This is a genomic window from Nocardia sp. NPDC058705 (assembly GCF_042749305.1).
Classification (GTDB): domain Bacteria; phylum Actinomycetota; class Actinomycetes; order Mycobacteriales; family Mycobacteriaceae; genus Nocardia.
Genome location: NZ_JBHYRN010000017.1, coordinates 63779 through 76729, shown reverse-complemented (window position 1 = coordinate 76729; position 12951 = coordinate 63779). Strand labels below are relative to the sequence as shown.

Below are 12951 nucleotides of genomic sequence, written 5' to 3'. Positions count from 1 at the left end.
CTCAGGCGGAGCGAGCCGCGAGGAAGCCGGTGGCGTCCACCTCGTGTGCGGTGGTCGACGTCGGCGAGCCCTGGTGGCTGCGGGCGATCATCGCCGAACGTAGTTGCCACAGACCCGAGGACTGCGTGGGATCGAGCCCGGTGAGGGTGGCGATCCGGCGAAGCCGGTAGTCGACGGTATTGGTGTGGATATGCATCAGCCGGGCGGTGCGTTGACGGTTCATGTTGTTGGAGATGTGAATCCGCAGCGTCTCGTACAGCTCGGGGTGGTTGTCCAGGGGCGTGAGGAGGTTGCCGAGCAGGTTGCGGGCTGGGCCGGGCCGGGTGAGCTGGTATTCCAGGGCGAGCTCGTCGAATCGGTAAAGCCGCGGTGCGCATTCGAGCCGTTCGACCATGTCGAGCATTTCGTGGGCGCGCCGGGCCCCGTCGGCGATGTCCGCGGTCGCCGCCGGCACCAGCGCGGCCGTGATGTCGACCCGAGCGGCGTGCGACAGGGACGCGATCAGCGCGTCGAGTTGGGTGTCGTTCATCGACTCGGTCGGCAGGAGAAGGGTTCCGCCGTCGACGGACAGCTGCGCGAGCGCCCGTTCGCCACAGTGGTGGGCCAGTGCCGCCTGCACCCGACGCAACTTGCGCCGTGCCACGACCGAGCCGTTGAATCGCGCATCGGCTTCGTCGGGATGGGCCGGGATCGACAGCGCCAGTACCGAATACGCGTCCGCGACGGAGATTCCGCATTCGCGGGCAATCGTCGATGTCGGGCGACCGGCCAGCAGGGCGGTGGTGAGGGTATGCACCGCGGTGCGGTGCTCATCGGCGACCTCACGCTGTTCGCGCAGGTAGGACCGGGTCACGGTGGTACACATCAGATCCGAGATCGACAGAATCGTTCGGAATCCATCGATCATGGTGTCGCGGTCGTGGGCCACTTCCGTGGTGTAGACCTGCTCCACGCTCAGGCGCAGGCCTTCGTGGAATGCACGCAGGACGACTTCGATCGGCACCCCAACGTGGGCCCACCCGGCCGCGGCGACGGAGAGCCGCTTCAGCTTGTCGGTGACGTCACGACTCTCGATGACACCACCCACGATCTCGAGGCACATCCGGGTGACGTCGGCGGCGATCGCGTCCCCTGGCGAGGTTTTGCTCGCCACATTCGCGACGAAATGGTTCACCAGCTCACCGGTCAGGCCGCGCACATCGCGCAGCGGGGTGAAGGTGGGCGCCTTGTCGAGCTCGATCGTCATCGCGGACTCCTTTGTGTACCACCAACGAGACCGAACAGGTCGTTGGTGACGGTTCCTTCTTCCGCAGGTAGCGATGGAACGGCTAGTGTTCGACGCTGACGCGTAGGCACTTTCGCTCGTTCCGATGTGACAGATCGCACTGCGAATTGTTCGTGGGCATAACAGTAGGATGAGCTACCGCTCACCTTCTACTTTTCTTTTCGACCACATTCTGAACCGAAAAAAGTGCGCCCTACCTGGGAGTCTGCTGCGGGGTTCCAACCAACTCGGAAACTGGTCACCCGATTTAGAGATAACCACTCACTTTTCGATCCTGGCGGATTCACCAGCCTCGCTGTCGCCATTCGTCGAGGTGTGGGCGCTCGGTGCCGAGCGTGGTGTCGGCGCCGTGGCCCGGATATACCGCGGTGTCGTCGGGGTAGCGGTCGAACAGCTTGGTCGTGACATCGCGATAGAGCGAGTCGAAGTCGGCTGGTGTGGCGGTTTTGCCGATGCCGCCGGGGAACAGGCTGTCGCCGGTGAACAGGTGCGTTCGGCCCGCGCCGTCGGTGAGTGCGAGCGCGATCGCGCCGGGCGTGTGGCCGCGCAGATGGATGACTGTGAACGTCAGGTCTCCGATGACGATCGCGTCGTTGTCGCAGAGCAGCCGATCCGGGGTCACGGGTAGCGGGGCCGCGTCGAGTTCGTGTGCGGCGGTGGGGATTCCGAGCCCGGCTACCTCGGGCAACGCCCACCAGTGATCGATGTGCTGGTGCGTGGTGACGATGAGCCGCACCTGGTCCGCGGCTTCCTGCTCGATGAGCTCGATCAGCCGCGCTGCCTCATTGGCGGCATCGATGAGCAGCGCCGCACCGGTGGCGCAGTCCTGCACGAGGTAGACATTGTTGTCGCCGCCACCTACCGACATCTTGATGATTCGAGCGCCGGTTATGTTGCGTTGCTGGGGATTCGACCCCGGCGAGACGTCTCCGGTATAGGGACTATCGATCGTGATCACTGCCTGATGGTAGCGAGGGACCACCGGCTGCCTCCGGTAGGTTGAGTACGTCTTCATCGGTCTCGACTTCGACAGGATGTTGCTCGAATGGCCTCGTTCACCGAAACCGACATCAGTGCGACCGCGGTTGCCGTCGCGCACTTCCGCGCGCTGGAGAGCAGCCGAGACGACGCGCTGTTCCACGATGAGTTCGCGGCACTGTTCGTGGATGCCTCCGGGCTGCCGGTGAGCGACATCGGTCTCTCGGATGTGACCTCGAACCGGGTCTACCTGTCGGTCGCGGTGCGCACGCACTGGCTCGACGCCGGGGTGGTCGACGCGGTGGCGGCGGGGTGTCGGCAGGTGGTGCTGCTCGGAGCCGGGCTTGATGCGCGCGCTGCCCGTCTCGGTGTGCGGGCCCGGTTCTTCGAGATCGACCTGCCGAATGTGCTGGCGTTCAAAAGGTCGGTGATGGACGAGCGAGGCGGCGAATATGTCGACGTGGCAGCGGATCTCACTGCCGCCGACTGGCCTGCCCGGCTGATCGAGGCAGGATTCGACCCTTCGCAGCCGACCGTGTGGATCGCCGAGGGGATTCTGATCTATTTCGACTCCGCGACCAACGACCGGATCATCACCGCTGTCTCCGAGCTGTCGGCCGCCGGAAGCCGCTTGCTGTGCGGACATTTCGGTGCGGGGTCGCTCACCGAAGCACAGACCAAGGAGATGACCCAGCGCACCAGTTCGGCGGGGTACGGATTCCGATCCTGGATCACCGATCCGAAAACGTGGCTCGCGGAACGGGATTGGGACGTCACCGCGACGACGATCAAGGCACACGGCGCGACACTCGGCCGTGAGCTGCCCTACGAGGAGACCCCTGGTCGCGAGATCGCGTGGCTGGTAGCGGCCGAGCGCCGCTCGGAGTGCGCGTGATCGGCCGACTCGATCTGTAGCCGGTAGGCGGCCTCCGGCGATCTCGCCGCCGCCCAGCAGGCTCGCCGGGTGGTGCCGAACGCGAAACCTCGGTCGAGCACGACATCGGGGTTCATGGTGCGGGCTCGGACCCAGGTGTCGCCGTGGTGGCGCAGCAGCCGATAGCGGCGCAGCCGGTCTTTGAGGAGGTAAGCCGCATAGATTCCCGCGGCCGAACCGGCGGCGACGACGGCGGTGAGCCCGAGGGCGATGGAGATGAATTCGGCGTTGCGATGCCAGAATCCACCCGAACCCTGCTGCTGGAGAACGAGGTTCACGATTTTGAACACACAGTAGACGAGGCCGAGGGCACAGGCGGTCGCGATGAGTGCCAGGGCCGCCGCGAACGGTCCCCGCCGCACCCAGGCGAGCTCACGCACCGTGTACACGCCACTGAGGACGACCGCGCCGGCCAGCGGCGCGAGATAGGCGATCCAATACGCGATCACCGGGCCGGTGACGGGAAAATCGTTGCTCATGTATTCGGTCGGGGTGTCGGCCATCGGGGTCGACAGGAAGGTGACAGCCATCGCGACGACGATGGTGACGGCGCAGGCGGCCTGTACTCGGATGGGCAGGTCACGGCCCGTGACGTAGGAGACCAGCGTCAGCAACGGAATCGCGGCCAGCGCACCGAAAGTCATGCCCGCCAGAGACATCACGTTCGCGACGCCCGTCCATTCCTGCAGGACCGGGTTGATCACATTGTCGGTGACATGGCGGATACGGCAGGCCTTCGCCAGGCCGAGAGCGAGCAGCAGTTGAGTGAGCGGATTCGCGAGTCCGGTCCCCGAACCCTGGGAGCCGGAGCTGATGCGGTGCGCCGCGAGCAGGAGCAACAGGACGGGAACGATGGCGGTGACGGCGATGCTCACATCGACCACCCGAAGACCACAGCCGCGCGTTCGAGCATGCGCCGCTGGCGCGGGCTGAGTTCCCGGTCAGGTAGCAGTGGGCGGCTGAGTTCCTCGGCGGCCTGCATCAGCAGCGTGGCGAACCATTCCGCCTGCCGTTCGATGGGTGCGTCGAAATTGCTTCGCAGACAAGCCTGTTGGTCGATCAGCCGTTGAATGACGGCCGCCGGGATCGACGGCGTGGTGCGCGAGTAGTACTCGAGCCGCTCGTCCTCGGAGACATCGTGGCCGAGGACGATGTGGCCGAGTTCGTGCGCGATGATGCCGTCCCGCTCGATCGCGGTCACCTCGGACCGGTGACGGATGAGGTCTTTCTCCGGCAACGGAATCCAGATGCCGGAGAAGTCGATGGACTCGTATTCGCCCAGTCCCTCGACGATTTCGATCGGTCGGCCTCGCTGCAGGCTCAATTCCTCCACGAACCGGCGCATCGACCAGGGGCGCCGCAGCGTGAGTTCGGCGAGTGCGCGTTCGGCGACGACACGATCCGGGTCGGTGGCGCCGCTAGTCGAGGGAGTCAAGGTACTTCGTCAACTCTTGTACCGCGTCCTCGCCCAGTTGATCCGAGTCGGCGCGCAGTGCGAGGAAGGGAATTCGCTTGTCGCGCTGCATGATCAATAGACCGAGCTGGTGGTAGGGGGCGTAGTACTGGTCGGGGTCGCTCGACAGGAAAGCATCCGGCATATCGAAGTATCGGGCCAGCTCCGCGAGTATGTCATCGGCCGGTTGTTGCGCGCCGGGCAGGCGCAGCGCTTCGATGTCTTTCGTCGCCACCGGGCGCCCCAGCTTCTGCGACAGTGCTTGCGCCACAGCCGATGCCGCCACTTCGATGCCGTCGCCGTCGATGACGGTGGCGAACAGTGTGTTCACCCGCTTGTCCAACGGCACGATTCGGGTGCGCTGATTCAACGACCTTCTCCCTCGGTCAGGCGTATCCGCTCGAGCTTAGACCGCCATCGCCGGGTGAACCTGTCCACACCGGCGGGGTCGAGATCGATGGCCTTGGCTGCGAGCCAACGCCGATACTGCTGGTCTTCGCAATCGCCCCCGGTGGTCACCGGCGGTGCCGCGAGCAGCGCGCCGAGCAGCCGTTCGATGCCCTTCGGGAGTTCCCGGCCGGGGCCGCCCGCCCGTTCGAGCACCTCGGTCGCCTGCGCGGCGGCGAGCCTGCCGACCGCGATGCCCAACTGCTCTTTCACCATCTGCGCGGCCTGTTGAGCGGCCTCGGGAAGATCCGTTCGATCACACAGCTGGAAGAACAGATCGGCAGCGCCGACGAGACTGTCCACGACGTCGATATCGACCTCGACCAGACGGAAAGCCAGTGGGTCGCTCTCGATTTCACCCGAACTACTCGTCGGCGAGGGTTCTGCCACCGCCGCCGGATCGCCGCCGTGCAGTGCGAGCCTGGCGCTGCCAGGAGCCCACCGGAGCCCGATGTCCAGGAGTTTCAACGTCTTCGGACTCGGTGGCGCCGTACCGTCGCCGGGGTGCTCGACCCGAGCCAGGGTCGCGACCGAGGGCCCGCCCGCGGCACCGACCTCTTTGCGCGAGAGCCCGAGCTCGCCGCGCCGCTCGGCGACGATCTCGCCGAAGCGCCCCTGCAGACCTCGAGTCACCACAGTCGAAACCTTATGCCAACCCTCACCGAATCACCTTTCCGCATGCCCTCGACCCCTGACGACTACATGGACTACTCACGCCGATATCAGCTATGCTCACAGCGTGAAAATCCCGACATGAAACTACTCATGATATTTCTGTGATGGTTTCATGATATGCAGATCTAGCCGCGCAGCGACACACGCTGACTCCACCGGCGCCTGGCTCGGCACAGGGGACCACAGCTGTGTGTACTGGCGCGAAGGGGGCGCCAGTACACACTGCCGGTGGACCGACGGAAGCGCACTCAGGCGTTGATGACCTGGGGTTCGTTGTCGCGGGCGATCTCGATCTTGCGGGGTTTGGCCCGCTCCGCCACCGGGATCGACAGGCGTAGTACGCCATTGCGGTAGTCGGCGCGGATCTGGTCGGTGTCGAGGCTCTCGCCGAGGAACAATTGGCGGCTGAACACTCCGCGTGGGCGTTCCGCGGCGATCATCGATCGGTCGGCGTCGAGGCGGGGGCGCGTCGCGCGCACGGTCACCACATTGCGTTCGACGTCGAGGTCGAGGGAATCCGGATCGATTCCGGGCAGGTCGAATTCGACGACGAACTCGTCGCCGTCGCGCCAGGCATCCATCGGCATCGCCGCCGGTTGCGCTGCTGTGCCGAACATCTGCTGGGTCCACCGGTCCAGATCACGGAAGGGATCGGTGCGCATCAACATGGTCGCCACCTCCAACTCACTCCATTCTCACTCAGGATGATTATCAGATAACCTGTGTCATCTGACATAGATATTATTTAGCACTTGACCCAGATGAGTGCAAGTACCAGCACCAAGTAACCTGATCGGGAAGCAAAGGAATCGAGGTGAGGACCTAGATGATCCCCCCGCACGACGGCATGCCCTCGCCCGCGCAGGCGGTGTACGCGATCTCCGTGGCCGCCGAGCTGGCCGGCATCGGGGTCCAGACCCTGCGCCTCTACGAGCAGCACGGCCTGCTCACCCCCGAACGCAGCGCGGGCGGCACCCGCCGCTACAGCGGCGACGACCTCACCCGCCTGCACCGCATCACCACCCTCACCGGCGAGGGCGTCAACCTCACCGCGGTGGCCCGCATCCTCGAACTCGAAGACACCGTCGCCCGCCTGCGCGCCGAACGCGACCGCCTCCGCGCCGAACCGACGTAGAAAACACCACCTCACCACGAGATACTCGAGATCCCGAAGATCTGGGCCGAGGCCACCAGCCGCCAGCACGGCCAGATCCTCGAACGAGTCGGCGCCCACCACGTGGTCCTCCCCGAACACGACATGGGCGAACGCGTCGCCCACCTGGTCACCGGCCACATGATCGACTACATCGAATTCGACGCCGACTACGCGATGGCCGGAACCACCGCCCCCAAAAGCGCCATCGGTAAATCCCTCACAGCCAGCGGTACTGTGACGAAGTCGGGTGAGTGCGCGTTCGGTTTGCGGTGGGTGGGGTCAGTGCGGCATCTTTACGGATAGGTGCGCCGGGAAGTCTGGTCGGCAACCCCGACTCGACTCCGTCGAGTGGGGTTCGATTGGTGACGGGTAACCACTCTTGCTATTGCTGCGCAGTTCAGGCCCTATCGACCGCCTATGCCGGGCGGTGATCCGATGACGCCGCCCGCGACTCGTCGCAAGGTTCTCACTCGCGGCAGTTGGCCCGAAGCTCAACGGCTGACCTCGGTGCTGCGGCGCGAAACCGTTGGTGGTGTGCTGCTGATCATCGCGGCGATCATCGCGCTGATCTGGGCCAATACGCCGTGGGCGAGTGCTTACGAGGCGTTGCGTGATTTCCAGATCGGGCCGTCGTCGCTGCATCTGAATCTGTCGTTGAGCGCCTGGGCGGCCGATGGGTTGCTGGCGATCTTCTTCTTCGTGGTCGGGCTCGAGCTCAAACGGGAGTTCGTGGCGGGCGATCTGCGTGACCCTCGTCGGGCGGCGCTGCCTGTTGTCGCCGCGATCGGCGGCATGGTATGTCCGGCCATCATCTATGTGCTGATCAACCGGGGCGGCGCGGTGGACGGGTGGGCCATTCCCACTGCCACCGATATCGCGTTCGCGCTGGCTGTGCTGGCGGTGATCAACACACACCTGCCTGCCGCGCTGCGCACCTTCCTGCTCACCCTGGCGGTGGTCGACGATCTGCTCGCGGTCACGGTGATCGCGATTTTCTACACCAGCGAACTGAACCTGCCCTACCTGGCCGCGGCCATCGTGCCGATCGCACTGTTCGCGCTCGCGGTGCAGCGTCGCATCAGTTCGCCCTGGCTGCTGGTGCCGCTCGCACTCGTCGCGTGGTGGCTTGTCCATTCCTCGGGGGTGCACGCCACCGTCGCGGGAGTTCTGCTCGGTTTCACCGTGCCAGTGCTGGCCGAGCACGGCGAACCCGACGAGCACGGGCCTGCCGAGCGGTTCGAACACGCCATCCGACCGCTCTCGACCGGGTTCGCGGTGCCGGTGTTCGCGTTCTTCGCCGCGGGCGTCACCATCGGTGGATTGAGCGGGCTCACCGATTCCCTCGGCGACAAAGTCACGCTCGGCATCATCGTGGGCCTGGTCGCGGGCAAATTGATCGGTATCACCGCGACGACCTATCTCACCGCCAAGCTCACCCGTGCCGAACTCGATTCGGAACTGGCGTGGATCGACGTCGCCGGTGTGGCGCTGCTGGGCGGTATCGGGTTCACCGTGTCGCTGCTGGTCGGCGAACTCGCCTTCGCCGGTGACCACACGAGCGCCGACCACGTCCGCATCGGCGTGCTGTTCGGCACGGTGACCGCGGCGATCCTGGCCACCATCGTGCTGCGCATTCGCAACCGCGTCTACCGGGCACTCGACGAAGCCGAATCGCGCGACGACGACGGCGACGGCATCCCCGATGTCTATCAACACCCGCGCTGACCAGCGCACGACTATCGATCGCTCGACGAGGAGCACGCCATGACCGGACCTGTCCCCCGCCGCGGCGGTCTCGCCCACGTCACGATGGGGTTGGGCTGGGATCCCGTGCGGCCCAACATGTTCGGACGACAGCGTAAAGATGTCGATCTGAACGCGGCGGCCCTGATGTTCGCCGGCACCCGCCTCGTCGATGTCGCCTTCCACGAGCAACTGACCTCGCGCGACGGCTCGGTCCGGCACCTCGGCGACAGTGTCACCGGCGACGGAGACGGCGACAACGAGGTCATCGTGGTGGACCTGACCCGGCTGAACCCGAGTGTCACCACCATCGTCTTCATCGTGACCTGCTATACCGGGCAGCGATTCGACCAGGTCGAGAACGGGTTCTGCCGCGTCACCGACAATGTCGACCGGACCGAACTGATGCGCATCGGCCTCGACAGCGCCGGTTCCCACACCGGCCTGGTCCTCGGCAAACTCCGCCGCCCCCACCAGGATTGGGACTTCGCCCCCATCGGCGAACCGATCTGGGCCCAACACGTCGTCCACGCCATCCCCCAGCTAGCTGGTTACCTCAGCTGAGCCCGACGGAGATTCCCACATGAACGCACAGTTGATGATCGTCGAGGACGACACCCGGGTCCGCGAGTCACTACGGCTGGCCATGGAAGACGAGGGCTACACGGTCGCCGTGCCGGTGCGCCGATGAGTTCGGCGCCGGTCGACAACCACTGTTGTCGTCGACCGGCGCCGCTACCTCCACCTCGAGTACCGGCCTGATGGCCGCAGGTATCGGTCAGTGCTGGCAGAGCCATTCGGTGCCGTAATGGCCGGCATTGCCACCCTCGAGGTGGACCCAGCGGCCATCGCCTTCACAGGGTGCGCCCGCGACTGGCGCCGAGTCCGCCGGGGTGGTCGTCGGGGTGACGACGGGTGCGGGGGTGGTCGGCTCGGGAGTGCCTGCGCCGTGATTGGGGTTGGTGCAGATCGTGCCTTCGCACGGCACCCAGGTCCCGTCACCGTTCGGACTCTGGATCGCGTTCGGACCGACGTAGCTGCCTGCCGGGCAGCCCGGGTCCTGGTTCTTCGCGCAGTACTCCGCGCTCAGGTTGTTGCCGGTCGAGCCGTCGGCGCCACGCTGCTCAGGGCTGGTGGTCGGCTGCGGCGATGCCGAAGTCAGCCCGGCAGGCGAGGTCGACGGGGCCGCGGTCGTGGTGCTGCTCGGCGTCGGCGACGGTGTCGAGTTGTTGTCGGAGCACGCCGTGGCGCCCCACACCAGGGTCGCACCCGCCAGGACGGCCAACGAACGCTTCATCGTCTTCTGCATGAATGTCGATCCTCTGCTCGTGTCGAGACGGTGTCACGCTCGACCGCCAAGTCATTAACTGTCACATTGCCGAACGTCGACAACCGACCAAGTAAATTGCAGCAACTGGACGTATGTCAAGGTTGATGTGGCCATCTGATGTCGCATTTTGCCTGATACAGAGCTTCATAGAAACTTGCAGCCATTCGGACGGCATCCAAATCGGTTGGTAGCAGGGTGATTGCGAACCTCTCCATGATCCGAGTTGCTCGCCCGAGGCCCTCGGCGTGGCGGACCAGAACCGATTCCCGGGCGACATACCGTGACGCAATGTCCGACGCATCGACGCCACCCCACCGCCGCTGGCCGATCATCGCCGTCCTCGGCGTCGTCGTCGCCACCGCGACCTACCTGCTCGCCGTGCGCACCGGCGACGGCCAGGCCATCGAGAACGCCGCGTTGCGTGGCGCGGATCAGGCGTCCGAGCGTGACGCGAACGCGGCATCGCAACACCTGGACCAGATCACGGTGTATTCACTCGGCATCGCGGTGTTGGTCGTCGCGGCGATCGCGCTACTGCGCCGACGGCTCGATCTGCTGGTCGCCGCGGTCGGGGTGATCGTCGCCGGACAGGTGGTCGTGCAGACGCTCAAGCGGTATGTGCTGCCGCGGCCCGAATTGGTGGAGATCACCGGCCATTTCGCGCAGAACAGCCTGCCGAGTGGGCACACGACGATCGCGATGACGGTGCTTTTCGCGACGATCATCGTGGTGCCCTATCGCTGGCGCGGGCTCGCGCTGATCGTCGTGCTCACCTGGGCGATCGGGATCGGCCACTACACCCTGACCGCGAAATGGCATCGCCTCAGCGACACCATCGCCGCCGACGCCATCTCCCTGAGCCTGGCCTGCCTGGCCTCCTGGTTCCTCGTCGCGCGCGGCGGAGTTCAGCGATACACCGGGCGCCCCAAGGTGCTTCCGGTGATCGTCACGGTCCTGGCGTCGATCTCGGTCGTGACGAGCCTGCTGATGGGAGCCGTGCTGTGGGGTGTGCCGTTGAGCGAGGAAGGCATCACCGCCGCGACCCACGATGACGAATGGGACATCTACCTCGGAGCCACGGCCTTCGCCTCGGCCGGTTCGGTGATCGCGGCACTGATTTTCCTCGCCGCCTGGCACCGACTCGACACCACTGTCGACCCGAAAGCACAGGCCTGAAACGGTCTACTGCGCGCTCGACGGCGATCGCAGGTGACTCTTCGCGAACGACGCTGTCACGTAGTCGACGAGGTGCAGGCGCAGGCTCGAATGCCGATCGAAGGGAACATCGTCAGGAATAGCGGTGAGGGCGGACTCCACTTCGCTCAGCACCAGCGGAAGCGGGATACCCTCCCTGGCACAGAGCTGTATCGCGGTTTCCAGATGATCGACCACCGAACCCAGATGGGTAGCTGAAAGATCGCTTCCTTGCGACTCGATCCCCAAATCGAGTTCGAGGTTGCGGCGCACCTCGTCGCCACCGCCTCGAGAGAGCGATCGCCCGCCATGGCCGGTGTCATCGTTCATCAGCCCAATGTAGGTGACTACCCGCCGGTAACCGGGATCGATCCAGATATTTGTGGAGCTGTTCGACAGCCGACGCACCAGCCGGTGACTATTACCCATACCACCGAACCGCAGGTTAACGGGATGTTGCCTGGACAAGTCGGTGATCGCGCGCGGGCATCGTCGCACAGGCCGCGAGCGCAGCAAGGCCCGCGACGGCGGCGAGGACGAAATAGGTGCGGGCGTAGCTGCCGGTCCAGGTCGTCAGCACGGTTCCCGCCCACGGGGCGAGTGCCATCACGATCACCACGGGTGCCGAGAGGAGTCCGTTGAGGCGACCGTAGTGGGTGGCGCCCCAGCGATCGGTGACGGCGGTGGCTTTGACGAGGGTCGTGATGCCACGGACCACGCCCGCGCCGATCGACAGCGTGATCAGCGCGAAGGCCGTGGTGGCCCAGCCGGTCATGGCGGTCACGACGGCCGTTGCCGCGAAGGCGCCGACGATGCGACCACGCACGGTGGTGCGGGCGAGCAACGGCAAGTAGCCGATTCGGCCCAGTACCTGTCCGGCACCGCCCAGGCCGAGCGTCAGAGCGGCCAGCGACGGTGAGAAACCGCGCTCGATCAGCAGCGGGACCAGGTTGAACACCCCGGCGAAGACCGCGAACGCGCCGAGGCTCGACGCGACGACCAACAGCGCGAACGCGGGACTGCGTGATACCGCGCCGTGGTCGTCGTCGGCAGGCGAGGCAGCCGTCGGGGGGTTCGGCCACGGGCCGGCCAGGCCGAACAGGTGCGCGGGAATCGTCACCACCGCCAGTACGGCGGCGAGGGTGAAATATGTTGCGCGCCAGTCGGTGTGCTGAACGAGGGTGGCGGTGAGCGGAGCGAAGACGGTGCTGGCGAAGCCGCCGCAGAGGGTGAGGATCATCAGGGCTTTGACATGGTCCGCGCCGAACCAGCGGGTCAGCGCCGCGAACGCGGGCGGATACAACACCGCCCCCATCGCGACACCCGCCGCGAGCCATCCCGCGAAGAACACCGCGGGGTTCGGTGCCAGCGCGACCGCGATGAGCGCGGGCACTGCCAGCACCGAGCCCGCGGTCATCACCGTCCGCGGCCCGGCCCGGTCGATCACACGACCGACCGGAATCCCGGTGAGCGCGGCGGCGAGTTGGCTCACCGAGAACGCCGCGGTGGTCATCGACAGCGACCAGCCGGTGTCGGCCGAGATCGACACCGCCAGTACAGGAAAGGCGTAGTACAGGATTCCCCAGCTGGTGATCTCGGTCAGACACAGCGTGATCAGCACCCGCCGGGGGCGGCCGGGGCCGGCCCGCCGCCCCGGGGGGGGGGGGCACAAATCCGAACCCCGCCCGCCCGGGGGGGGGGGGGGAATGCACGGGCGCGGGCGGGGCGCCCCCCCCCGAAAACGCCCGATAAGGAA

Annotated in this window: 15 protein-coding genes and 1 pseudogene; 6 read left to right on the top strand and 10 right to left on the bottom strand. The window is 65.9% G+C overall.

Annotated elements, in window-relative coordinates; genetic code table 11:
- Nucleotide 1: 1 nt before the first annotated feature.
- The gene (locus ACFW6D_RS20195) at nucleotides 2-1246 is read right to left on the bottom strand and encodes a PucR family transcriptional regulator (RefSeq protein WP_379330225.1); all 1245 of its coding nucleotides are present in this window, start codon (nucleotides 1244-1246) and stop codon (nucleotides 2-4) included.
- Between the two features lie 322 nt (nucleotides 1247-1568).
- Nucleotides 1569-2300 carry an MBL fold metallo-hydrolase gene (locus ACFW6D_RS20190; RefSeq protein ID WP_379330223.1) on the bottom strand — a complete coding sequence of 244 codons (732 nt, stop codon included), beginning with the start codon at nucleotides 2298-2300 and terminating at the stop codon, nucleotides 1569-1571.
- Between the two features lie 30 nt (nucleotides 2301-2330).
- On the opposite strand from ACFW6D_RS20190, the gene ACFW6D_RS20185 reads away from it, so the two are divergent.
- The gene (locus ACFW6D_RS20185; RefSeq protein WP_379330221.1) at nucleotides 2331-3158 is read left to right on the top strand and encodes a class I SAM-dependent methyltransferase; all 828 of its coding nucleotides are present in this window, start codon (nucleotides 2331-2333) and stop codon (nucleotides 3156-3158) included.
- Here the strand turns inward: ACFW6D_RS20185 and ACFW6D_RS20180 are convergent.
- The 5 genes from ACFW6D_RS20180 to ACFW6D_RS20160 form a co-directional block, all read right to left on the bottom strand.
- Entirely contained in the window at nucleotides 3089-4072 is a 984-nt protein-coding gene (locus ACFW6D_RS20180) for a hypothetical protein (protein ID WP_379330219.1), read from the bottom strand. The two genes, ACFW6D_RS20185 and ACFW6D_RS20180, sit on opposite strands and share 70 nt — an antisense overlap.
- Complete coding sequence (locus tag ACFW6D_RS20175) at nucleotides 4069-4632, bottom strand: hypothetical protein (protein WP_379330217.1); 564 nt, start codon at nucleotides 4630-4632, stop codon at nucleotides 4069-4071. Before ACFW6D_RS20175 ends, ACFW6D_RS20180 begins: the two co-directional genes overlap by 4 nt.
- Nucleotides 4616-5020: a hypothetical protein gene (locus ACFW6D_RS20170; protein ID WP_379330216.1), complete on the bottom strand. Its 405-nt coding sequence runs from the start codon at nucleotides 5018-5020 to the stop codon at nucleotides 4616-4618. Before ACFW6D_RS20170 ends, ACFW6D_RS20175 begins: the two co-directional genes overlap by 17 nt.
- Nucleotides 5017-5733 (bottom strand): multiprotein-bridging factor 1 family protein, encoded by a 717-nt coding sequence (locus ACFW6D_RS20165; protein ID WP_379330214.1) that lies wholly within the window; start codon nucleotides 5731-5733, stop codon nucleotides 5017-5019. Before ACFW6D_RS20165 ends, ACFW6D_RS20170 begins: the two co-directional genes overlap by 4 nt.
- Before the next feature lie 287 nt (nucleotides 5734-6020).
- Nucleotides 6021-6440 carry an Hsp20/alpha crystallin family protein gene (locus ACFW6D_RS20160; protein WP_379238546.1) on the bottom strand — a complete coding sequence of 140 codons (420 nt, stop codon included), beginning with the start codon at nucleotides 6438-6440 and terminating at the stop codon, nucleotides 6021-6023.
- Between the two features lie 158 nt (nucleotides 6441-6598).
- Here ACFW6D_RS20160 and ACFW6D_RS20155 point away from each other — a divergent pair, with 158 nt between their 5' ends.
- The 4 genes from ACFW6D_RS20155 to ACFW6D_RS20140 all read left to right on the top strand — a co-directional run bounded on the left by ACFW6D_RS20155 (nucleotide 6599) and on the right by ACFW6D_RS20140 (nucleotide 9235).
- The gene (locus ACFW6D_RS20155; protein WP_379330212.1) at nucleotides 6599-6907 is read left to right on the top strand and encodes a MerR family transcriptional regulator; all 309 of its coding nucleotides are present in this window, start codon (nucleotides 6599-6601) and stop codon (nucleotides 6905-6907) included.
- Between the two features lie 102 nt (nucleotides 6908-7009).
- The gene (locus tag ACFW6D_RS20150) at nucleotides 7010-7231 is read left to right on the top strand and encodes a hypothetical protein (RefSeq protein WP_379330210.1); all 222 of its coding nucleotides are present in this window, start codon (nucleotides 7010-7012) and stop codon (nucleotides 7229-7231) included.
- Nucleotides 7232-7363: 132 nt separating this feature from the next.
- The gene (gene nhaA / locus ACFW6D_RS20145) at nucleotides 7364-8653 is read left to right on the top strand and encodes a Na+/H+ antiporter NhaA (RefSeq protein ID WP_379330331.1); all 1290 of its coding nucleotides are present in this window, start codon (nucleotides 7364-7366) and stop codon (nucleotides 8651-8653) included.
- 39 nt (nucleotides 8654-8692) lie between these two features.
- Nucleotides 8693-9235 carry a TerD family protein gene (locus ACFW6D_RS20140; protein WP_379330208.1) on the top strand — a complete coding sequence of 181 codons (543 nt, stop codon included), beginning with the start codon at nucleotides 8693-8695 and terminating at the stop codon, nucleotides 9233-9235.
- Between the two features lie 376 nt (nucleotides 9236-9611).
- Here the strand turns inward: ACFW6D_RS20140 and ACFW6D_RS20135 are convergent.
- A pseudogene (locus ACFW6D_RS20135) lies at nucleotides 9612-9791 on the bottom strand (hypothetical protein); the annotation flags it as partial.
- A gap of 498 nt (nucleotides 9792-10289) precedes the next feature.
- Here ACFW6D_RS20135 and ACFW6D_RS20130 point away from each other — a divergent pair.
- Complete coding sequence (locus ACFW6D_RS20130; protein ID WP_379330206.1) at nucleotides 10290-11177, top strand: phosphatase PAP2 family protein; 888 nt, start codon at nucleotides 10290-10292, stop codon at nucleotides 11175-11177.
- Nucleotides 11178-11183: 6 nt separating this feature from the next.
- On the opposite strand, the gene ACFW6D_RS20125 is transcribed toward ACFW6D_RS20130, so the two are convergent.
- Together ACFW6D_RS20125 and ACFW6D_RS20120 are read right to left on the bottom strand one after the other, a co-directional pair.
- Nucleotides 11184-11525, bottom strand: coding sequence for a hypothetical protein (locus tag ACFW6D_RS20125; protein WP_379330205.1), 342 nt, complete (start codon nucleotides 11523-11525; stop codon nucleotides 11184-11186).
- A 115-nt stretch (nucleotides 11526-11640) separates the two neighbouring features.
- Nucleotides 11641-12816, bottom strand: coding sequence for an MFS transporter (locus ACFW6D_RS20120; RefSeq protein ID WP_379330204.1), 1176 nt, complete (start codon nucleotides 12814-12816; stop codon nucleotides 11641-11643).
- Nucleotides 12817-12951: the final 135 nt, after the last annotated feature.